This is a genomic window from Shewanella putrefaciens, from assembly GCF_016406325.1.
GTDB classification, from domain to species: Bacteria; Pseudomonadota; Gammaproteobacteria; order Enterobacterales; family Shewanellaceae; genus Shewanella; species Shewanella putrefaciens.
Genome location: NZ_CP066370.1, coordinates 3,674,437 through 3,697,878 on the forward strand (window position 1 = coordinate 3,674,437; position 23,442 = coordinate 3,697,878).

15 protein-coding genes, 3 tRNA genes and 1 pseudogene are annotated in these 23,442 nt (G+C 43.6%); 7 read left to right on the forward strand and 12 right to left on the reverse strand.

The window, feature by feature from the left end; translation table 11 throughout:
• Positions 1–11 precede the first annotated feature (11 nt).
• The 6 genes from JEZ96_RS16355 to orn all read right to left on the reverse strand — a co-directional run bounded on the left by JEZ96_RS16355 (position 12) and on the right by orn (position 3,896).
• Complete coding sequence (locus JEZ96_RS16355) at positions 12–1,511, reverse strand: NAD(P)H-hydrate dehydratase (protein ID WP_198779820.1); 1,500 nt, start codon at positions 1,509–1,511, stop codon at positions 12–14.
• A gap of 293 nt (positions 1,512–1,804) precedes the next feature.
• A complete protein-coding gene (locus JEZ96_RS16360) occupies positions 1,805–2,260 on the reverse strand; it encodes a ferritin family protein (RefSeq protein ID WP_011788036.1) in 456 nt (151 codons plus the stop codon).
• Positions 2,261–2,770: 510 nt separating this feature from the next.
• Positions 2,771–2,846: transfer RNA gene (locus JEZ96_RS16365), tRNA-Gly, on the reverse strand.
• A 42-nt stretch (positions 2,847–2,888) separates the two neighbouring features.
• Positions 2,889–2,964, reverse strand: a tRNA-Gly gene (locus tag JEZ96_RS16370).
• Positions 2,965–3,085: 121 nt separating this feature from the next.
• A tRNA-Gly gene (locus tag JEZ96_RS16375) sits at positions 3,086–3,161 on the reverse strand.
• A 189-nt stretch (positions 3,162–3,350) separates the two neighbouring features.
• A complete protein-coding gene (orn, locus tag JEZ96_RS16380; protein WP_011788035.1) occupies positions 3,351–3,896 on the reverse strand; it encodes an oligoribonuclease in 546 nt (181 codons plus the stop codon).
• A 112-nt stretch (positions 3,897–4,008) separates the two neighbouring features.
• Here orn and rsgA point away from each other — a divergent pair, with 112 nt between their 5' ends.
• From rsgA to JEZ96_RS16405, 5 genes and pseudogenes are all read left to right on the forward strand, one after another.
• The gene (rsgA, locus tag JEZ96_RS16385; RefSeq protein WP_011788034.1) at positions 4,009–5,073 is read left to right on the forward strand and encodes a small ribosomal subunit biogenesis GTPase RsgA; all 1,065 of its coding nucleotides are present in this window, start codon (positions 4,009–4,011) and stop codon (positions 5,071–5,073) included.
• Positions 5,074–5,141: 68 nt separating this feature from the next.
• A complete protein-coding gene (gene asd, locus JEZ96_RS16390; RefSeq protein WP_011788033.1) occupies positions 5,142–6,011 on the forward strand; it encodes an archaetidylserine decarboxylase in 870 nt (289 codons plus the stop codon).
• 15 nt (positions 6,012–6,026) lie between these two features.
• Positions 6,027–6,911: a DMT family transporter gene (locus tag JEZ96_RS16395; protein WP_014611362.1), complete on the forward strand. Its 885-nt coding sequence runs from the start codon at positions 6,027–6,029 to the stop codon at positions 6,909–6,911.
• A gap of 69 nt (positions 6,912–6,980) precedes the next feature.
• A pseudogene (locus JEZ96_RS16400) lies at positions 6,981–10,188 on the forward strand (mechanosensitive ion channel domain-containing protein).
• Positions 10,189–10,202: 14 nt separating this feature from the next.
• Entirely contained in the window at positions 10,203–10,925 is a 723-nt protein-coding gene (locus tag JEZ96_RS16405; protein ID WP_115017073.1) for a glycerophosphodiester phosphodiesterase, read from the forward strand.
• Between the two features lie 15 nt (positions 10,926–10,940).
• Here JEZ96_RS16405 and JEZ96_RS16410 read toward each other — a convergent pair whose 3' ends face one another.
• Positions 10,941–11,276: a DUF3392 domain-containing protein gene (locus tag JEZ96_RS16410; RefSeq protein WP_011788029.1), complete on the reverse strand. Its 336-nt coding sequence runs from the start codon at positions 11,274–11,276 to the stop codon at positions 10,941–10,943.
• A gap of 396 nt (positions 11,277–11,672) precedes the next feature.
• Entirely contained in the window at positions 11,673–13,247 is a 1,575-nt protein-coding gene (locus tag JEZ96_RS16415) for a methyl-accepting chemotaxis protein (protein WP_025008627.1), read from the reverse strand.
• 250 nt (positions 13,248–13,497) lie between these two features.
• Between JEZ96_RS16415 and JEZ96_RS16420 the strand changes: the two genes are divergently transcribed.
• Entirely contained in the window at positions 13,498–13,689 is a 192-nt protein-coding gene (locus JEZ96_RS16420; protein ID WP_011788027.1) for a bacterioferritin-associated ferredoxin, read from the forward strand.
• 254 nt (positions 13,690–13,943) lie between these two features.
• Here the strand turns inward: JEZ96_RS16420 and JEZ96_RS16425 are convergent, their stop codons facing one another.
• On the reverse strand, positions 13,944–14,600 hold the full coding sequence (locus tag JEZ96_RS16425) for a thiopurine S-methyltransferase (protein WP_011788026.1): 657 nt from the start codon (positions 14,598–14,600) through the stop codon (positions 13,944–13,946).
• Positions 14,601–14,703: 103 nt separating this feature from the next.
• Complete coding sequence (locus JEZ96_RS16430; RefSeq protein WP_011788025.1) at positions 14,704–15,045, reverse strand: hypothetical protein; 342 nt, start codon at positions 15,043–15,045, stop codon at positions 14,704–14,706.
• A gap of 248 nt (positions 15,046–15,293) precedes the next feature.
• Between JEZ96_RS16430 and JEZ96_RS16435 the strand changes: the two genes are divergently transcribed.
• The gene (locus JEZ96_RS16435; RefSeq protein ID WP_011788024.1) at positions 15,294–17,102 is read left to right on the forward strand and encodes a protein kinase domain-containing protein; all 1,809 of its coding nucleotides are present in this window, start codon (positions 15,294–15,296) and stop codon (positions 17,100–17,102) included.
• Positions 17,103–17,130: 28 nt separating this feature from the next.
• Here JEZ96_RS16435 and JEZ96_RS16440 read toward each other — a convergent pair whose 3' ends face one another.
• On the reverse strand, positions 17,131–19,533 hold the full coding sequence (locus JEZ96_RS16440; RefSeq protein ID WP_061783081.1) for a zinc-dependent metalloprotease: 2,403 nt from the start codon (positions 19,531–19,533) through the stop codon (positions 17,131–17,133).
• A gap of 68 nt (positions 19,534–19,601) precedes the next feature.
• Entirely contained in the window at positions 19,602–23,306 is a 3,705-nt protein-coding gene (locus tag JEZ96_RS16445; protein ID WP_011788022.1) for a response regulator, read from the reverse strand.
• Between the last annotated feature and the right edge of the window lie 136 nt (positions 23,307–23,442).

Below are 23,442 nucleotides of genomic sequence, written 5' to 3' on the forward strand. Positions count from 1 at the left end.
TCACATATCGCCTAGAGTAAATCACTATTCACTAATTGGCGAATAAAAGGCATTAAATCACTTGCTAACATACCGCGCTCACCCTGTGTAGCCGCAAGATCGGCAGCACAACCATGGACAACTACGGCGACAATTGTTGCCTGCATATTATCCATACCTTGTGCCATGAGCGCGCCTATAATACCAGATAACACATCCCCACACCCACCACTTGCAAGGCCGGGATTACCCACAGGTGCAACGACCATGGTTTTACCATCATAAATCACAGTTCCTGCGCCTTTTAATAACACAACTCCACCATATTTTTGCTGCATTGCAAGCACCGCAGCAAATCTATCCTGCTCGATTTCAGCGACAGAGCAACCAAGTAAACGAGCAGCTTCACCGGGATGCGGTGTCAGTACCCAGTTACTTTGACGACGAGGTTCATGGCTAAGAAGATTTAACGCATCGGCATCTAGTACACAGGGTTTATCACTCAACCCTGCTGCCTTAAACAAATTATAACCCCAGTCATGCTTACCCAAGCCTGGCCCAAGTACTATGACCTGCGCCCAACCGAGGCGAAGATAGACTTCCATATCAACCAGATCGCAGCCCCAAAACATCAATTCAGGGCGAGAAACATTCACAGTGAGTTGATGTTCAGGACGGCTAATTACAGTTACAAGTCCTGCTCCTGCACGCAAACAAGCCTCGCTCGCAAGACGAATCGCACCTGCCATACCAAAGTCACCGCCAATAACAGTGACCTTGCCTGACTGACCTTTATGACTATCTCGTGCCCGAGCCGCAAAGTAATCCTTCAGGATTTCACGCCCAACACGTTGCGCGCTGGATTGGGTAAAAAATGGGGTTAAACCTAATTCGGCAAACTCGATAAGTCCACTATGATGCCGTGCTTTACTGGTAAGTAAACCTTGCTTGATCCCCCCAAAACAGAGGGTAACATCTGCCATTACAGCAACATTAGCCACAGCACCCGTATCCGGATTAATTCCTGAAGGCAAATCGAGGCTAAGCACCCAAGCTGTACTTTGATTAATAGCATTGATTAATTTAGCGGTGTCATCACGCACTTCACCTTTCACACCCGTACCTAATAAACCATCCACGATGATTTCAGCTTGTGAAATCAGATTAATATCGATTTCTTGAGTTAAACCACCTTGGTTAACGTAGGCTGTGAGTGCCCGCTCATACTCCACACTACCTGTCGTTTTAGTCAGCATCACAGAAACAGTATTACCCGCTTCGAGTGCGAGGCGTGCACAGACTAAGGCATCAGCACCATTGTTACCACTGCCAACAAGCATAAGCAGAGGAGTTGATGCTGTACCATGCTCTGTTGCAATATGTTTTGCTAAATATTGAAACGCCGCATATCCCGCCCTCTCAACCAACTCATAAAGTGTCGCTGCACCCTGTGAAACAGCGAGTAATTCAGCTTCCCTAACTTGTTGCTGGGTATAAAGCGCTGTGGGTAGTCTAGATAAATCTTGTGCCATAGAGGATCTCCTGCGCTATTAAGAATGAATTTCAAGGTGAGACACTGTAAATTTGCCACCAAGCTCTTAAATGATGGCAACCTATCAATCTGATATCCCTGTTGAGAAAGTCGAAGTTAAAATCAACCAATAGTCCAAGAAAGTAGCAAAATTTGCTTTATAAAATCATGACGTAAATCAGTTGATGCGCGAAAATGCGCTTAAAGTCTCGCAATCCACGAATTTGCGATGCATATAAAGACAACAAAGCCAGCACTATGCTGGCTTTGTTGAGAGAATGGCGTGCAGGAGATCTAGATATCATCCATCCGAATGGTGCTATGCACTAGACGTTGCTGTTGCGTTTTTTCTACGCGGATCAAATTGGCTAACGCATTACGCGCATCTTCCGCAGTGGTTGAGTTAACGGTTTTTTCTAACAAGCCTATCAGACGATTTTCTAAATCTAAGTGCAAATTGAGCACATCGTCTTCATTCATGTTTGCAGGCAACATAGTATCTTGGCAACGCTTAGTAAAATCTTCAAAAGTAAAGTCTTTATACCAAGTATCAAGAATACGATGTGGTGCTTCGTCCATATAGTCGCGCAGTTTCTCAGCCATGGTTTTTTGGTGCGACTCAAAATACTCTAGCATCATTTTAACTCGGGCCGAGTCGGCTTGATTGATAAGACGGCCATAGAGTTGCGCCATATCTAAGCGGCAATTTGCCACATACTCAAGTAGATCACGTAATTGTTGAATACGCATATAAAGCACTCCACTGTCAGGCCAACAACTTGGCGCTATTAACTTTGTCTGGAACCATTATGTAAGTAAACGCATTACGATTATTTGAACAAGGTCATAATTTGCCTTTCCAAAATACATCTAATTTAGGAAAACTTGAAGAAACACAGCGCAGATCACGCATTAAACTCTGTGTTTTATTTTCCATAAAATGAAAAAACAAGTTAAAAAGAAAAGGTTTGCTCGCAGCCTCACCAACGCTTGCATCCATCACAGACTAAAACTGTTGCTAAAACCCGAACTTACTCACTGTGACTGATAGAGTGCTAGCTTGAAGAACCGCAAAATTAGGTACATCAACAAAATGTAGATTGATTATATTTATGAAAAGATTTGATAAAAAAATTGGAGTGACGTGATTTTGATCAAGAGCGGTTCGAACCGATGACCTATACCTTGGAAAAAAGAAGGTACCGCCATATTAAGAGCGCAACTGAGCTAATGTTGGATTGACATTTAGAGATTGGAATTTGGAGCGACATATCGGGTTCGAACCGATGACCTATACCTTGGCAAGGTATCGCTCTACCAACTGAGCTAATGTCGCATAATCTGTATTAATGATCTGGTGAATCACTAAGTTTTAATTTGGAGCGACATATCGGGTTCGAACCGATGACCTATACCTTGGCAAGGTATCGCTCTACCAACTGAGCTAATGTCGCATAATTATCGCTGTCACATTTGCCTTCAACATTCACAAAGGTATCGCTTATCAACCTTTATCAACTGAGCTAATGTCGCATAATCTGTATTAATGATTTGGTAAATCACTAAATTTTAATTTGGAGCGACATATCGGGTTCGAACCGATGACCTATACCTTGGCAAGGTATCGCTCTACCAACTGAGCTAATGTCGCCTTTTGCATCGCTGCTACATTTGCCTTCAACATTCACAAAGGTATCGCCTATCAACCTTTATCAACTGAGCTAATGTCGCGTTCAATCTAAATGACTAGAACATCCGTTCGCATCAAAAAGTCGAGGCCGCATTATATGAAAAATTCATGCGGCTGCAACCCCTTCTTTCAGATTTATCTGCTAATCGGTCAAATTTTAAATACTTTGCTGCGGTAATACTGTAATTCTGCAATCGACTCTTGGATATCTTGTAGTGCTTGATGGGTATTTTGCTTCTTAAAGCCCTCCATAATTTCTGGACTCCAGCGCTTGACCAGTTCTTTTACTGTGCTCACATCAAGATTGCGATAATGGAAATAATCCTCCAGTTCGCGCATATAGCGATTGAGGAAACGTCGGTCTTGACCAACGCTATTGCCACACATAGGTGAAGCGCCCTTAGGCACATATTGCTCTAAAAATGCAATGGTCTTTGCCACGGCTTGCGCTTCATTATCTTGGCTCGCTCGAACGCGATCAATCAGTCCAGACTCACCATGATGCTTTTGATTCCAATCATCCATTGCCGCCAGCACTTCATCTGGCTGATGGATAGCAATTACGGGGCCCTGACCAATAATATTGAGTTCTTGATCCGTCACTAAAGTGGCAATTTCAATAATTCTGTCGACATCAGGTTCTAGCCCCGTCATTTCAAGATCGATCCAAATGAGATTATTTACATTCGCCGTCATAAATCAGCCTTATCATGTCAGTTAGCCTAAATTCAGGCTTTTTTATTCAAGAGCGTGTATCATACTGCTTTTTTCCAACACAAAAAATAATCTAATTGACGAAGACGAATCAGTGAGTAAAAAGAAACCCCTAAGCCAAGGTCAATTACGCCGTATGCGCGCTAATCACGAGAAACGACTCAATCGTGACAGCGGTGAAAAAAATACGCCAGAGCTACAGGATAGTTCACTTGGTGCCGAACAGAGCGGCACTGTGATTTCCCGTTTTGGCCAACATGCCGACATCGAAACCGAAGACGGCCAAATAGTACGATGTAATATTCGCCGTACGATTAATAGCTTAGTCACTGGTGACAAGGTCGTCGTACGCTTAGCGATTGAGAGCCAAGCAAATAGTGGCATTGCTGGTATCGTTGAAGCCGTACATCCGAGACGATCTTCACTTACGCGTCCCGATTTATACGATGGCGTAAAAATTATCGCTTCGAATATCGATCAAATCTTGATTGTATCTTCAGTGTTACCCAGTTTTACCACCCAAATTATCGACCGCTATTTAGTCGCCGCCGAAGATACCAATATTCCACCTATCATTATTTTAAATAAAATTGACCTATTAAATCCGCAAGAAGCACCGGTAATCGAAGCTGCACTTAAACGCTATCAGGACATTGGTTATCCTGTGTATAAAGTCAGTAGCAAGTTAGGTGAAGGTATCGATACCATCAAAGGTTTACTTAAAGACAAGGTCAGTGTATTTGCCGGACAATCTGGTGTAGGGAAATCTTCGATAATCAACGCGCTACTACCTGATGCAGACTTATTAGTGGGTGATGTGTCAGATAACTCAGGCCTAGGGCAACACACCACCACCACAGCTAAGTTGCTACATTTAGCCAGCGGTGGCGATTTAATTGACTCACCCGGTGTACGCGAATTTGCGCTTTGGCACTTACCTGCTCAACGGGTTGGTTGGTGTTTTATTGAATTCCGTGAGTTTCTCGGTGGCTGTAAGTTCCGTGATTGTAAACATGGTGATGATCCCGGTTGTGCATTAAAAACTGCGGTGGATGAAGGTAAAATTAGCGAAGATCGCTTCAACAATTACCATCGGATTATCGCCAGCCTTGATGAGCAACGCCATGCTCGGCATTTCCGTGCGGCCACCGATGAATAACGACTGATTGATACATAACAACGGTCTCAGTAAAATTTGAGCAGTAAAGTAAGAAGAAGGAATTAAAATTGGATAAAGTCAAAATTGCTCTGCAGTACATGCTGCCAAAACATTTATTATCACGTCTAGTGGGTAAACTGGCTGCGGCTGAAGCGGGCACGTTAACAACTGCGGCGATTAAATGGTTTATCAAACAATATAAAATCGACATGAGTGAAGCGGCACAAAGCGAGCCACAGGCCTATAAAAGTTTTAACGATTTTTTCACCCGCGCATTAAAACCGGGGATTCGTCCGATAAATCAACATACGCATATTATGGTGCATCCGGTTGATGGTGCCGTTAGCCAACTTGGTCCAATAAAAGAAGGTCGAATCTTCCAAGCAAAAGGTCATCATTACTCATCTCTCACTTTACTTGGCGATCAAGCTCAAGATGCCAAACGTTTTGAAGGCGGGGATTTTGCGACAATCTACTTAGCACCGAAGGACTACCACCGAATTCACATGCCGATAAAAGGTACATTATCAAAAATGACCTACGTTCCCGGTGAGCTGTTTTCGGTTAATCCGCTAACAGCAAGACATGTACCCGGCCTTTTCGCCCGTAACGAACGTGTGGTCGCCATTTTTGAAACCGAACATGGCCCATTAGCCATGGTATTAGTCGGCGCCACTATCGTTGCCAGCATCGAAACCGTCTGGGCAGGCACAATCACGCCACCGACAGGTAAGCAAGTCTTTACTTGGGAATATCCCACGGTTGGCCCTGATGCCATCACCTTAGACAAGGGCGATGAAATGGGTCGCTTTAAGTTAGGCAGTACTGTCGTCATGTTATTTGCTAAAGACGCTATCGATACCTTCGCTGAAGGAGTGGAAGCCGAAGCAGTTACACGCATGGGTCAAGCCTTTGCTAATCTTAATAATCCGAAGTAAACGGACTAACCGTTCTTGGGGTCAATAACGAAACCTTCGGGATTAATTGAATTACACTTAGCTGTGCTGATGTTTGGTGGCACAGCTTTGTTTTCAAAATTAATTCCATTAAGTGCCCTTGATATCACCTTTTGGCGTTGTATCGTCGCAGCACTGATTTTGGCTTTATTGATTAAATTCAGCCGAAAACCACTCAGCTTAGAACACAAACACGATTACCTGATTGCTATTGCACTCGGTATTATTGTCAGCCTCCATTGGGTGACTTACTTTGCCGCCATGCAACTCTCCTCCGTCGCTATTGGCATGATTGCCTTCTTCACTTATCCAGTAATGACTGTTATCGCTGAACCGCTATTGACTGGTAATAAAATCAAGTTAATCGATATGATAAGCGGGATCCTCGTTTTTATTGGCGTTATCTTACTGATACCTGAAGCAAATTTTAGTAATGATACAACCTTAGGTATCGCGATTGGTATTCTCTCTGCCATGTTATTTACCGCACGAAATCTGCTCCAGAAACGCTACTTTACTCAATATAGCGGCCCGCATGCGATGTTTTACCAAACCTTAGTGGCGGCGGTGTTTCTTATGCCTTGGCATGAAACGCCCCTGAATAGCATCACATTGGATGTATGGGAATTAATCATTTTACTGGGCATCGTATTTACGGCTGCGCCACATGCATTATTTACTTCTGCCCTAAGGCAGTTAAGCGCAAAAACCGTTGGCCTCGTTTCGTGTTTACAGCCTTTTTATGGTGCAATGCTAGCACTGATGATTTTAGGTGAAACCTTAAATCTTAATACGCTTCTTGGGGGGACTATCATAGTCGCTACCGCCATCTTTGAAACCCATCAATCCCATCAATCACTAAGACGAAAAAAGAGGATCTGAAACATACCCATTTAGCCCTATTTTGGGCTAAGATGAGAGCGTCTTTTGTCCCTAAGTATATCTGCCTATATGCCACGTATTTTATTGTTCATTATTGTTTTTCTCTCATTTTCTATCCAAGCCAACTCTCCCCTACAGTTGGATAAACGTCTTGGACTCAATAATAAAAATCAGCAGCAAACCGCAGGTATTGATGAGCAAATTACAGAGTTAAAGAACAACATAGATAAGCTGGCAGCCAATGCAGCCAGTTTTCAACAAGCACAATTGGACTTTGAAGATAATAAAAAAGAAATTAACCAAAAGTTAAAAGAAGCCTCAAAACCCTTAAAACTCAAAAAAAACACCGATCTTAGCCAGCAAGCATCAATCGCTTATTCACACCTTTCTGAGCTCAAAGAAAGCGAGGCTGCATTAGGTAACCAAGTTAATGAATTGCTGCAACGCCACAATCTTTTACCCTCGGTGATCGCGACTGCCAGACAAAATGTGGTGCAGAATAAAAAAAACGGAGTTGGCCCCCTTAGATACTCCTTCGGGCGAGTTACAACAAACCCAGCGACTCTTCTTTGAGCAAAGCCTTGCAACTAGTGAGGCTGAGCTGGCGAGTAGTCAAAAGCGCATCGAATTAACTCAACTAAAATTACAGTTAGTACGCCAACAATTAATCCAACAAGAGGTGCTCATTGAAACAATCAATAAGGCAATTAATAAGCAGCGCCAGCAGCAAACTGATGCAACGCTTGCCAAAAACCTAGTCGATACGGATAGCAAAGAGTTAGATCCTGTTACACGCAACATTGCTGATACCAATCAAATTTACGGTCAGAAATTACAAACATTAACCTTACAAATTAATAATGTAGTTGAGCAACAAGAACAAGCCGAGATCCAATATCAGTCTCAAGCTAAGCAGCTCGCCAATATTCAAGAGCAAATTACTTGGGTCAAAATGAACTCAGCTTTTGGGGAGCGTTTTTTGCAAATGCTGCAATCGCTACCTAAGCCTCCAAACCATGAAAAGCTACAAACCTTAATCGCCGATGCGCGCTTAGACAGATACCATTTAGAGCAGCAACAAGCCCTGAATGACCAAGAGTTAGGACAATCAGGACTCTATAATGACAGTCAAATTAAGCTGTTAACTTCCCAACAAGCGCTTATTGCACAGTTAATGCAAAGCTATGACCAATATTTAAGTGAACTTGGCAAACTTAAAGTTAATTATCAGCAACTTAGCCAGCAAAATCTTACCCTAAAAAATACGCTAAATGAGCACTTATTTTGGGTTCCCAATGCTGCCAGCATCAATAAACTATGGTTTACCGATGTGCAACGCAGCACGATTTGGTTAGCCCAAACAGCGCAATGGGGACAACTCACGAAAGCGTGGCAAGAACAAAATGATTATTGGTCTTGGTGGATTATATTGCTGATACTTTGTTTAATGACCCAAGATCTGGTTACTCCTAAATTCAATCAGCTACTAACACATTACACCACCTATGTTGGCAATGTGACGCAAGATAAGTTTATTTATACCCTAAAAGCCCTGCTTTGCAGTGTTTGTTATGCCTTGATAAAGCCATTACCCGTTGTGATTGCGGGATTGATTTTTTATCAGTCCGAACGCAACTTCGTGCAGGCCATTGGCATGGGAATTTTAGTTATTGGATTAGTTTACCTACTGTATCGTCTGATTTTTGTACTGGCTCTTGATAAAGGCGTGCTTGTCGGTCACTTCAGACGTCCTTCAAAACTAATTCAAGCGGGTCAATTTAGATTAAAGCACTTTGTATTAGTGGCTAGCCCACTACTGGGTTTAATGGGTTTTACTGAAGTACTCGATGCATCCTTGGTTCGTAATAGCATAGGGCGCGGGGCATTTATTCTTTTTTGTATTATTTTATTCTTGTTATATAAAGATATTTTTGTGTTAAATCGCCAAAATATCGATTCTAAGATGGACGGTAAAAACAAAAAACTCCTTCAAAAAATGCTTTGGGCTTTGTTAATTGTTGTACCTCTGTTCAGTGCTGGACTTGCATTTAGAGGCTATTATTTCACCGCGTTTCAAATGTTGTTACAACTACAACTCTCCTTAGTATTAGGTTTGGGATTCTTACTCTTATATCAACTCATCAAACGCTGGATGCTGATTGAGCGCCGACGCATTGCGTTTGATCGCGCAAAAGCTAAACGTGCAGAACGATTAGCTCAAAGAGAAAAACACGAAACACACCATCTCTCAAGTGATGGCCAAGATACCTATGAAGAACCCGTTGTCGACTTGGAAACGATTTCGAGCCAATCATTAGGCCTTGTTCGCTCATTACTTTTATTGGCCTTTTTAGCCAGTTTAATTGGCTTGTGGACTCAAACCCATACGGCATTATTCTCCTTCCTTGATGGCATAACATTGTGGACAACCAACACGAGTGTCAATGGGGTAGAGCAACAACTACCTATCACAATGAAATCCCTCATGTTTGGTTTAATTGTTGTTGGCTTTTCATTAATGGTCGCGACAAATCTGCCCGGCTTGCTAGAACTGATGATCCTCCAACGGCTCGAGCTTTCACCCGGCACCGGTTTTGCTATTACCACAGTCAGCCGCTATTTAGTGGTCTTCTTAGGGTTATTGATCGGCTTTTCAAACCTAGGGATGGAATGGTCCAAACTGCAATGGTTAATCGCGGCGCTCTCACTTGGTTTAGGTTTTGGTTTACAAGAGATTTTTGCCAATTTTATTTCAGGTTTGATTATTTTATTTGAAAAACCTGTACGGATTGGCGATACCGTCACTATCCGGGAGCTAACGGGCACCGTCAGTAAAATCCAAATCCGCGCGACCACGATTATCGATTGGGATAGAAAAGAAATTATCATTCCAAACAAAGCATTTATTACTGAGCAATTAATCAATTGGTCATTATCAGATCCTATTACTCGGGTTATTGTCTATGTGTCGGTGGCACGGGATTCTGATCCCGCAAAAGTCGAAGCAACCCTCTATCAAGCAGTGCAGGAGTGTGAAGATGCACTCCCAACGCCAGAGCCTGAGGTCTGGTTCGCAGGCTTTGGTAAACATACACAAGACTACGAGGTACGCGCCTATGCTAAAGAAATGTCGTCTCGCTGGCCTCTACGCCATGATTTGCATAAACGAATTACCAGAAAGCTGAAAGAAAACAATTTAGAACTCGCCTACCCTCAGATGGAAATCCATATCAAAAATGGTCAAAATCGGGATCAGGTCGGTATCATTAGAAGCTAACAGGATAGTAGAAAATGCTTATTTTTGCTCACCGCGGTGCTAGCGGTTATCAGGTCGAAAACACCTTAGCCGCAATGGCAAAAGCACTAGAACTAGGTGCAAAAGCAATTGAATTAGATGTACATAATGTTGAAGGCGAGTTAGTGGTCTTTCACGATAGACGCCTAGATAACAAAAGCTCGGGTACGGGTGTTATCCATACTGTGACTAAAGATTATTTGGCTGGGATAAACGTAAAGGGCGAACCCATACCAACATTGTGGCAAATACTGGAACTGATTGCCGGACGCTGCACTGTCAATATCGAATTAAAAGGGATAAATACCGTTCAGCCCTTAGTCGACTTATACCCAAAAGTGTTGAGTGAACTAGGATTTACTGAAGATCAGCTATTAATATCCTCCTTTAATCATCCCTATCTAAGTGACATTAAGCGCGCATTACCTCAGGCTCTAGTTGCCCCACTACTCGCCAGCATTCCACTGGATGGGGCTACAGTAGTGAGCCAACTTCGTGCTTACTCTTTACATTTAGATGTCAGTTTTATCAGCCAAGCACTCGTGGACGATGCTCACCAAAGGGGCGCAAAAGTGTACGTGTATACTGTAGACCATAGCGATGATATTCATGCTCTAAAGCAAATGGGAGTTGATGGTATTTTCAGTAATTATCCCGATCGCGCTATGGAGGCCCTAACTCAAACACCCTCGCTCAATTACCAAGGCTACTTTGAGTAAGCTTCAGTGACAAGATCAAGCTTGGTTGTTTCGCTGAGCCCAATAGCCGATAAAAATAAACATAGAAACAATTAATAGAAACATCCAATGTGGTGGCATGGCAACAATATGCCTAGCTACCCAAGGTGTTGTTTTTATGATTAAAAGACCATAACCAAAAGCGTTTAGAATGATAAAGACGAAAGTGCGCAGTACAAAAGAATATCCTAAGAGATGACGTCTTAAAATGCGGTTTACATCCGCGGAAAACACCAAAATCAGGCACACCACCATAGCGGTGGCAATATCAAATGCCCAAGGGCGAAGCATATTACCCAATTGGGCGATAATGGCAACTAACTGTTCAAACATAATATTCAACCTAGAAAGCTGTTCTCAAACCATAATACTGGCTAAGACAGTGTATTGAAAAATAACAATAACAAGCATAAAGGGAGATGCTGTGAGGCACAAGTGACTCTTACTCTCCAAAGCAAATGCACTCCATCGCCAATGAATTGGGGGCAAAATTCCCCCAATCTAGTTTGACTCAATGATAATTCTGTCAATGTTGCAAGCCTACATAGTGGATGAGCTGATCTTAAACGGGCGCTCTCTTAAAACCCCACAGTCACAACTATAGTGGTGACCATCAAGTAGCAGATGAACGATCACTATAACCAACCAATTGATTTTTAATAGCTATTAAAATAAAAAAGGCAATAGCCACGCTTATTGCCTTTATGCTACCGCATTTGATTAAAGCGATTAAACCTTAAAACTACGCTTTAAGAATTGACCAACTAATACCGAATGGGAATCCATTTCTTGAATAACGTCATCATTTAAACTCACCATTTCACTGCCAAGCTGATGACTTAAATGGGTAAACTGCGCCGTATTCACCACACTTCGGTTCATTTCATTCGCCACACTCGATTGTTCTTCCACTGCACTAGCAATGTGGTGAGTCATATCGGTAATAGTCGCGATGGCTTCACGAATCGTTTGTAGCGCTGCCCCCGCCAGATCGGCAGTCGAAATACATTGTGAGGCCGCCACTAAGCCATGCTGCATACTCTCAACGGCCTTACTGGTTCCTTGCTGCAATAAGCTAATCATGCTGTGAATTTCTTTAGTTGCATCATGGGTACGTTGCGCTAATGCACGCACTTCATCGGCCACCACTGCAAATCCTCGCCCCTGCTCTCCGGCTCGAGCCGCTTCAATTGCCGCATTCAGCGCCAGTAAATTAGTTTGACCCGCAATACTCTGAATCACGTCAAGCACAGTACCTATATCTTTACTGTGGCTTTCTAATTGAGTAATCACCTTAGCAGTCTCCTGTAACTGCTCAGCCATAGCCTGAATAGAGCTAATCGTACTCGCAACCCTTTTATCACCATTAATGGTTTCGGCCGATGCCATTTGAGACGCACTGGCGGTATCGGCGCAATTGGATGACATATCCCCTAACGTGGCAGTCATTTGCTGCATGGCGGTAGCAACTTGTTCTATTTCAGAAAGCTGAGACTGACTTGTTCTCTGTATTTCCAACCCCTTAGCCGCCGAAACTTTAGCCTGCTCAGCGACGTTATAGCAGGAGTCTGATGCGCGGCCAAGAATCGACTTAAGCTCCGAACTCTGCATTTGTAGGGCCAAATCTATCGCGCCAAGATCATCACAGTTACCACTATAAATATGTGCCATCAGAGGGCTATCGTAGATCCGCTTCGCTTTTTCAACTAAGGCATAGTAGCGACCAAGCACGAGATGCCCTCCCACAAGCAATACAATGAAGCTAAAGATAAAAGCAATAAATCCAACCAATCCAACTTTAATCGCTAGGTACAAAACAGGTAGCAAAGCAATTAAAGCGATCAGCAGTAACTTGGTTGGCATACTTAGGGTAAGCTTTAATGCCTTGATACTGCCTGTTTTATTCAATTCACTATAGGCAGCTTCTGCTCGCTTAACTTGCTCGCGACTAGGCTTAGTACGTACCGATTGAAACTCAACGACTTGGCCATTAATGGAAATAGGTGAGACATAAGCATCCACCCAATAATGATCGCCATTGGCACAACGGTTTTTGACGATGCCCTTCCATGGCTCCCCTTTTTTGATTTTTTTCCACAGATCTTCAAATGCCTGTGGTGGCATATCCGGATGACGAACCATATTATGGGTCTGGCCTAACATGGCATCGAGCTCATAACCGGAGACCTTACAAAATGAGGCATTCGCGTAGGTGATATGACTCTGAGTATCCGTTGTCGATAATAATATCCAATCTGCCGGATAGTCATATTCACGCTGTGTAACTGGTAAGTTTTTTCTCATGATCACCTTATGGAATAACGATTAATATTTTTAGTCATCCATGAGGCATCACCCTGAGCAGTTGCTTATCTTTAATTAAAATTGCCACTCCATTTCTAGGCACTGAGCCAAGAGAATAGCCTAAAAAATGTGCGCAGAGTAACAAATCATTAAACTTTCTAGCACTCTCTTATATCCTTTTTTAATACTGTATTGCATTTGATAAGCGTTTTCATTTAGAATTAGACCAATTCATTTTGGAGACTAATATATGTACGTTTGTCTTTGCCATGCCATCACAGATACGCAGATTAAAAACGCGGTAAGCCAGGGCGATAGTTCCCTTGCCGATGTGAAAAAGCGTTTAGGTGTTGCAGATCAATGTGGCAAATGTGCAAGAATGGCCGTACAGATAATCCAAAATCAATTGGAGCTAGAACCTAAATATTATGAAGTGGCGTAAGTCATTTAAAGTTAAGTTTTAAATAGCAAAAAAACCGTTAAATATTAGTCGTTATAATCACAACACGCCTTACGACTGTATCTCACCAATCCGCAGACCAAACGGTTGTCATTAGCGCGACTTATCCCCATAAAAATATTTGTAAACCTGCCTATCAACACATTAACTTTTAATCAAAAACACCTCATCAAACTCAAGCTTTAATTAATAAAACATTATTATTCAATGAGATGTATTCAAAATCTAATATCGTGCTATTTACGTTTCAAAAGATAGGCGGCTTCATTTAACCAAGGAACCTCTTTTTTAACGAATCGAGGGTTATCGGCTAATACATCTTGGCAAGCGAGTGCTTGGATCTCAAAATCATCGGTTAAATGGGCTTCAATCCAATTGGGCGACACAGCAAATGGCGGGCCGTTTAAGGTTTCTTGTGGATAATCTAGGGTAACAAGCAAACCAAGGCTGCCGCTAGGTAATAAATTGGCCAGTTGCTTAGCATACTGTGCGCGCATCTCTTCGGGCCAAGCAATTAACGCCGCACGATCATAAAATGCCGTCACATCTTGGGTAATGCGCTTAGGTAAGGTGAAAATATCACCCTGATACAAACTGACTTGCTCGGTTTGATAGTGTTGATGCTCACCCTCAACAGTTTGTGTCATCTCGAGTTGGTTATCGCTAAAGAACTGCTGCACCGCTAATTCATTCAACTCACATCCTATAACTTGGTGCCCCTGCTCTGCCAAGAAACACATATCTAAGGATTTACCACACAAAGGCACAAACACTTTAGCCCCGGCAGGCAATGCTAACCGTTGCCAATACTGAACGAGGAAGGGATTAATATCCTGTTGATGAAAGCCTATCTGCTGCTTGTACCACTTTTCATGCCAAAAACCGGGTTCCATAGGAATATCTCAAATAACGAAAGTAGCCCTACTCTAATGGCATTTCCAAATAGATGCAAAACCGCTAATGTAAGCAACTCTTCCTCGCTGTGTAAAAACTAACTTACTGATCTAACGCCTCTTGCACCTTACGAAGCCATACACAGTTATCGCATTGACACTGACGACGAGATAGATGATGTGGACTCAATGAGGAATCAATAAAATCAACAGCGATCAGTAATTGCTGTTTTAACTCAGCAATCGATTTTTTCTCCACTGCAACCAGTTCATCATTTTGGTTCATCCAAATACATTCCATACCCTGATGACAGGTTAAACATTGCTCATCACTGTCATTAAAAAACACGGCATGGGGACAATGGGTGACTTCCATCGACTGTAAAATACGCTTACGTGGATATTCCAATAACTCGATCAATAACGCTTTATATTGGGTGGGCATATGCCCTCCTTTAATGCACTCTGTCTGTGGGTTTTCTTAACCAAAATTTATCCCATCCAATGCCACAAAGATTACCTATAGTTGCCACTATTTAACTTGATATAAGTCAAAGTCAGCGACGAAATGATGCGATAGGCAGCCTATGACTTGCGCTAATACCTAAGCAACCTCAAAATGCAAGTTCCACTTCACTCGATAGCGATATTTCCGCTCAATACCGGTGAAGTGGCAAAATAAGGAGCAGAATTTTGCAAACACCCCAGTTACAGCATTTTTACATTTCTGAAGAGCAATCTATTTATTTGCTCAAAGCCAATGATGCCCGCAAGCACAAGGCGTGGATCCGTCTATGTAAACAACAATTAAGTAAACTGGGTTATTCCGATATTGAATTCATCGGCAAGGGAGCTTATGGCTTCGTGTTTGCAGGTATTAATCTGGAAGGTGAAGCCCATGTATTTAAATTTTCAAGGATTAACCTTCCACAACATATTCAGGATAGGCTCGAAGAAGAAGCCTTTATGCTGTCCTTACTCACACACCCTAATATACCCAGAGCGATCAAATTTGAGCGAGTTGGTAGACAAGGTATTCTTGTGATGGAACGCGCTAAAGGAGAAGATCTTGAGCAACTTTGCCGTCGTTTAGGTGCACTTCCCGCTGCGATGGTAATGAGCATTGCTCGCCAACTCGCTGATATTCTTTATTATCTACGCACAGGTAAACCACTGGTTCATGGCGATATCAAGCCATCAAATTTAGTCTACGATATCCAAAGTCAGCATTTGTCTTTGATCGATTGGGGATCGGCAGTATTTGCCCAACGCGATGAATATAATAAGCCAGTTGAAGACAATGTAATGGCACTGATGTCGAGCGATCAGCAACATACCAATGCCCGCATGGGTGATGTGTATTTTATTGGTGAAGAACAGCTTAATGGCGGACTCTCAAGCCCACGCTTTGACGAACAAGGTGTGGCTGCCACCTTATATGCACTCGCATCAGGACAAGCAAGCCGCTTCGGCGCTCAAGTTATTCCTCCCACCAGCATAGGTTTACCCGTGGAACTCGCTCGTACCTTAGAAGGTATGCTCAGTAGCGATCCTCAGCAGCGTATTATTGCTGGCGATTACTTTTTAAAGAGCATGAGACACAGCCACCGATTGCATTTGCCTGAGTTGCCTAAAACTGAATTACAGGGCGAAATCCCCGTATGGGTACAATCCCGCGACAAAGATGTAGAAACGGTTAGCTATAGCTCACGTAAATCCTTTTTAAAGGAGCATAACGCTCAAGATCCTATCGCTAAGATGGATGATATTCAGCTCGAAAAGTATTATCGAAACTTTTTAGCGGGCATGGGGGATACCGAAAAGGGGTTTATCGCTGCTGTTGGTCGTTTGGCTCAATACCCTATCGTGGGAGGGCTGGCAATTCACTGGCGGGAAAGTGGTGTGTTTATCGATTCAAATCTTGCCATTTATGATGCTCAACAAAAAAGTGCCTTGGTCATCGCAGTCAATAATATGGTGACGCTAGCGCGAGGGATTAAACGTATCGGGGTTTTTAAAGCCTGTTTCTTTAACGCAAGAGACACGCTGCATATTGAACGGGCTAGCACCAATGAGCCTTTTGTCGCCAGTGCCGATCAGCAATTACCTTTTGAAGTCGGCGATGTGCCCACCCTAGAAGATAAATCACGCTTACACTCCTACTTTGAGGATGGTAAAGATCCCGATGAAAACCTCGAATTACCCGTCGAAATAATGGAAGAACTGGCGCGTATCAACCAGATCCATCATACAGGTTGCATCATTTTTGAGGCGCTGCCGAATCACTTAAAAATTCACAGTTACTTAAAGCTACTCAATCCACGTAAACAGGCCGCATTTCGTGCTAGCCTAGATCGCATTTTGCACCATGTGGGTAAGATCCAAGGTCATGGTGTCTCTGGTTTTATGAAATTGCCCTATAAAAATACCCGTCGCTTTACTCATCTTGAGCGTCAAGCTGATCACTTTTATCCCAAAAATCCAAAAGAAATAGGCGCCTAATCGCGCCTACTTAAACACTATTTTGAAGTTAAATCGGTGCGCCTGGCGGTAATATTAACGGCTTAACAATAAGTTTGGCCTTAGCATCGGTTAGCCCCTGATTGAATCCCTGCTGCAGCCAATTATAATGGGCTGCACGATTCATATTCGCTCGATTTGCCTTAGCTTTTAATTGTTTAATCGCAAACTGAGCGCGATCGTTCATTACCGCTTTTACCTCAGGGGAAGTGTGCGGATCGTGCAGCGTTGCCAGTACTTCATCAATCACGACGGCATTAACCCGCATCCATACACCTTCGATAAGCCCAAGCTGATTTTCTTGGTACAGCGTGGCCGCAAATAGTTTATCCAATAAACTGGCTACTGAAAGCTGTTCATTATCCGCCATCGATGCTTGGCTCACACGGTTTAAACGCTTCGGCATCAATAACAAACTAACCGTATGGCGACTAAATCCCTCTGCCATAGCTAAAGGATCACTTATTGCACCGAGACCCGAATCAAAGGATTCGCGAGTAGTGCGATAATTCCCCGCCTTAGGTACTAAGCTATCGAGCAAAAGCGGAGGTACAGTTAAACTAGTTGCATCTAAGGTTTTTAATAATGTATCTAATGCCGTTAGCTGTAACTGTGGAGCGATATAACTCCAGCGACTGCCTTCACCAATGGACTGATAATTGTAGTCAGTGCCACCAATAAACTTAGCAACTGCATCAATTTGGTAACGCGTTAGCAAATAAATAGGCGCAAAGGCATCGGCTAATTCCCCTAGCGGTTCACTAGGATGTAGCGCTGCACTGGAAAAACCTTCAATGGCTTTTGTACGAATTTTATCGAGCATCACCAGTTGAACAATAGGATCTTCCCCACTATCCCACAGGCTTGCATAGGCTTGGCTAGCATCCTTTTGGCGTGAATCGCTCTCACCAATGTAACGTAGGCCCTTTTTCGCTACCTCAGCCAATAATTGGGTTTGGAGATTTTTTTGCGCAATAGCATCCCCTTCATCACTGTAACCATAGGTAATTGCAAAATAATCCCAAGGGCCAATCCCAGTCGTATAAGGAGCTGAGATATCAATATCATTGCCCTTTAGTTGGATCTTAGGATGAGGGTAATCCATCACGGAGGCATCCTGATTGGTCGAAGCCGCAAAGTTATGATCTAGCCCTAAGGTGTGACCCACTTCATGGGCCGCCAATTGTCGAAGACGCGCTAAAGATAACTCTGTGGCAGCTTGTTCTGCCGCGACCCTATCCCGCCAAGCTGCGGTTAACCCTTTGGCAATGAGATAATCCTGACGAACGCGTAAGCTACCCAGCGTAACTTGACCTTTAATAATTTCACCCGTACGCGGATCAGTTAACGCCGCGCCATAGGACCAGCCCCGAGTTGCTCTGTGCACCCATTGGATCATGTTGTAACGAATATCCTGTGGATCGGCATCCTTTGGCAATAATTTCACTTGAAAGCCATCAATAAAACCCGCTCGGGTAAATGCACTCTCCCACCATCTGGCACCATCAAGTAAGGCAGAACGAATAGGCTCAGGTACACCGGGATCAAGATAATACACTATCGGCTTAACCACTTTGCTTGGTAAAGGGCCTGGCGTCAGTTTCTGCAAACGGTGCCTTAACATAAATCGCTGTACGAGAGGTTGATCAAAATCGGTCGCATAATCCTGATATTCATCGGATAAATAACCACTCATCGGGTGATAAGCCCTTGGTTGATAACCCTCATCGGGGAGTTCAACGAAAGAGTAACGCATCCTAACTGACATCAGAGTGCCATCGGGAGTGACCTTAGCAACCTCTTTCCCTGCAACAGCATTATGAAACGTAAGCTGGACATCAACATCGGCATTTCTTTCAAAGGATTTGACTCCAGCAGGTAAGATGGCTGAGCGACTCAAATCGAGCTGATAATCCCCCTGTGATGTTTGTTGTAATACCGACGATACGCCATGTAAATCATTGAGAACGAGATTATTTATCGCCACAAAATCAGGTTTACCCTCAATGACCTTCCCTTGCCATAAAACTGAGTCCGCAAAGGCTTCTTTAACCGCCCTCAGCTCTGCTATATCGAGGGTATTAGCACGATATTGGGTATTGAGTTGCTTAAGTATTATGTAGGGGCCTTGCCGCTCAAACTGCACCATACGGCTTTGACCAAGCTGACCGCGATCTAAGCCTATATCATTTGAACCAACGCCCTCAGGGAGGCTAGTGACTAATAAGAAGGGCTGATTGAGACGATCGACTTCAAGGTATAACTGTCCCTGAGACGTTTCGTAGTAAAGGTTAAGAAACCCTTTAGCCTCTTGGCTCTGTTTAATGATCTTAGTGCTAGGTTCACTAGCCGCGACACTCATAACAGGTAAGCCTAAAAGAATTAAGGCTAAGGCTAAGTTATAGGGTTTCATGCTTCCTCCTAATAGTGCTGGCTGCAGGGCGTATGCCTTGCGAGGCCATCACTGGCCCCAAGCAAAAATCAACTATGCTGGTTCTTGTGCTGGATCCAGTGATTTAACGTCTCAAATAGCTCATTGAGCACTATGGGTTTAGTAATATGGGCGTTCATTCCCGCTGCCAAACTTTTTTCCCTATCGCCTGACATTGCATGGGCGGTCATCGCAATAATAGGCAGTTCTTCTGGACTATAACGTTCACGCAACGCCCTTGCAGCCGTTAATCCATCCATCACTGGCATTTGAATATCCATCAACACCGCATCAAAGGGACGGGAATCGATAATATCCAACGCGACTTGACCATTATCGGCTAGCACCACTTCATAGCCTGCGCTCTTAAGTAATTCAGTCGCCACTTGTTGGTTGATAAAGTTATCCTCTACCAGCAACACTAAACCTGTATGCTCGCCAACGTCAGTTTCTTCCATGGACTGAACCACATTTAATCTCGGCTCATCGGCAAAGGCGGCGATGATCTCATCAAACAAACTCGATGCTTTAAAAGGTTTTTGCAGCACAGCAAATACGTTGGCGCTTTCCACCTCATACTGCAAAGGTTCTGCAGAGTAAGCCGTCATCATAATAATTACAGGGCGCTTATCCAGCCTGCCTTCAGCGACCATAGTATCGATAGCACTGATCACATCACTGCCATCCATTTCGGGCATCATCCAGTCGAGCAATAATAAATCGATAGGATCCCGTGACAGTTTATACAGGGCTTCGGCGCCACTGGCGGCAGTATCCACTTCAAAGTGGAAATCCCGCATCACAGCAGAATAGATTTGCAGTGCAGTTGGATTATCATCAACTACTAACGTACGTAAATTATTGAGTTTTTCAGGTACGACTAGCGGCTCAACCTTAGCTTCTTCGGCAATTTCAAAACTGATGGTAAAACTGAAGGTACTACCGACGCCAAGCTCACTTTGTACTTGCATCTTACCGCCCATCATAGACACGAGATGCTTACTTATCGATAAACCTAAACCTGTGCCCCCATATTTACGCGTCGTGGAACCATCGGCTTGGGCAAAGGCATCGAAGAGTTTTTCCTGCTGGTCTTTGCTAATACCAATACCGGTATCTCGCACCCAGAATTTAAGGGTAATGCGATGATCTCGCTCGCCGACATCCTCACAACCCAGTTCAATTTCACCCGATTGGGTAAATTTGACCGCATTCGATAATAGATTTATCAGCACTTGGCCTAGACGCAGCGGATCGCCCTTAAGAATAAGCCCTGCAGTGACGGGGGCATAGAGTAAGAGTTCAACCCCCTGCTCCTGAGCCTTGAGCGCATTAAGATCAAGCGCATGGTCAAGCACTTTATCCAGTGGAAATGGCACCCGCTCAAGCTCAAGCTTACCCGCCTCAATTTTAGAAAAATCAAGAATATCATTAATAATTCGTAATAATGATTGGGCAGAGAAACCCGCCTTTTCGAGATAATCTTTTTGCTGCGGCGTTAATGAAGTGCGCTGCGCTAACTGCAACATACCGATAATAGCGTTCATTGGCGTGCGGATCTCATGGCTCATATTCGCCAAGAACTCACTCTTGTAGAGGTTTGCCAGTTCCGCATCTTGTTTAGCTTCTAACAGGGCAACTTCATTACTCTTTTGTCTGGTAATATCTTTATGTGTCCCCAGCATCCGCTTAGGTTGACCATCGGCGGTAAATTCCACCACCCGACCACGACAAAGCACCCAATGATAGGTACCATTCTTGCCTAACAGTCGAAACTCAATTTCATAGGCATCAACCGGATCTTGTAAATACTGGTTACGATATTCCTCCACCCGAATACGATCATCTGGGTGAGTTAAATGATCAATTGCCGATACCAACGCTGGGAACTCATTTGTTTTATACCCCAGCATCGAATAATACGCGGGGTTACAGATGATTTGCTCAGAATCTAAATACCAGTCCCACAATCCATCCTCTACCGCATCCATAGCTAAGTGGTAACGCTCCTCAGATAAGCGTAATTGTTCAGCAGATTCATATTCTCGCGTCACATCACGCCATACGGCGATTAATCCGAGCAACTCACCGCGGCGGTTATAAAATGGCAATTTGAGAGTATCGAGTAACACGGGTTTACCCGCCAACTCGACCTTTTCTTGATAACGCAGCGGTGTACGATCTTTAAGTACTTGTTGATCTTCGGCGCGAATACGGATCCCCATTTCCGGTGAGGTAAGATCCTCTGATGATAGGCCAATCATCTCACTCTCGGTGTAACCCAGCATGCGCTCTGCAGCCTTGTTACAACCTAGGTAGTTGCCTTCTTTATCTTTGAAGACAATAGCCTCAGGAATCGAATCAAGGAGCGAACGCAGCAGTGCATACTCACGTTCACGACGCTCAGTGGTGTCTTTCAAGCGCTCAGTACGCCGCGCCACAAGTTTATCGAGACGCTTATTCTGCTCAGCAAGATGATGAGTATATTGTTTATTTTCTTCAAAAATCCGACTCACCAACAAAAACCAAGGCTCCCAACCCTGAGTAATTTTCTCAGGCGGTTTGCGCGGTTCTTGAGAACATCCCTCAAGGTGCGACAAAAGACGTGATGCAGGACTAACAAAAGAACGACGCGTTTGCCAATGCACGATAGTCACCAGCACTGAGAGCGCAATCACCACTAAAATAAACGTCAGTTGCAATTTTTCCCACGAATCTTGGAATAGGTCGTCTTCATCTTGTAAGTACAACAAACGCCAAGGCGCGTTATGTAAGGCGACTGAGTGGATATAGTAGCCATTACGGATCATGCCTTCATGGGCATCGAACAGTTCAGACTCAGGTAAAGAATGTAATTCAGATGGAATGCGCTGACTGATGTGATACACCCGATTAATATCGGAACTGTCAAAATCACTGTGGGATAAAATATTGTTCTGTTGATCGAGCAAAATCACAGTGCCGGGCATTCTAAAATAAACGCGGATTTGCCGCGCAAGTGAAGCAAGGGTCATATCTAAGTTAATAGAACCAATAAACTCATCATCTAGATAAATTGGAACGCCCAAAGTAGTGAGCAAACCTTTGCCCGTTGAATCAATGTAGGCCTCACTCCAAAACACACTGCGCTGCGGGTTCATCGCTGGAGTCGCATACTGGAACTGTTTCTTATTGAGGAGTTCATCCCTAAATCGCAAATCATCATTGGTCCAAGGAAAATAGGACATGATTCTTTGTCTGGATAAATAATAAATAGCTGACGCTTTAGGGGCGGCTTCTTTCGCGACGGGAAAAGACAAAGATAATTCAAATAACATCTCAAGTTCTTGATAAAACTTGTCACTACGACCATCAAGCGATCCAGCACCAGTAATCCTTCCCATATTAGTGAAAGGCTTGCCTCCCTTGGCATAACTGGGTTCAAGGGTAAAATATTGACCACTTTCGTTAAATTTACCGTACTCAGGTAAACGGTCTTTCCGAACTAGCTCACCTAAGCGTAAATGATCGACTGCAACATCACGCAGACTTTTTACGGCACGAATACTCGACTCAAGCAACAGATCAATTTGCAACACATGTCGTTCAACTTGCTCTTCACGCTGTTCCATCTGCTGGGTTTTCTGGCGGTCAAAAAACACCCACGCAGTTAATAACGACATGACGATAACGCCTATGTACGTATAAAAAACGGCACGGTTGTAATTCTTTTGGATCGGCGATTTTAGTTGAAGATCCGGCTCACTCGATTTCATCCACTACCCTTGATTGCAGCGCTTTATTTTAGCTCTCTGTGACAAAAGCTATAGGGCTAATATAGTAGCAGGAAGAAACCACCAATCACATTAAATAATTGCCGAACTAATGCTATCCATGCCCATGATTCATCGA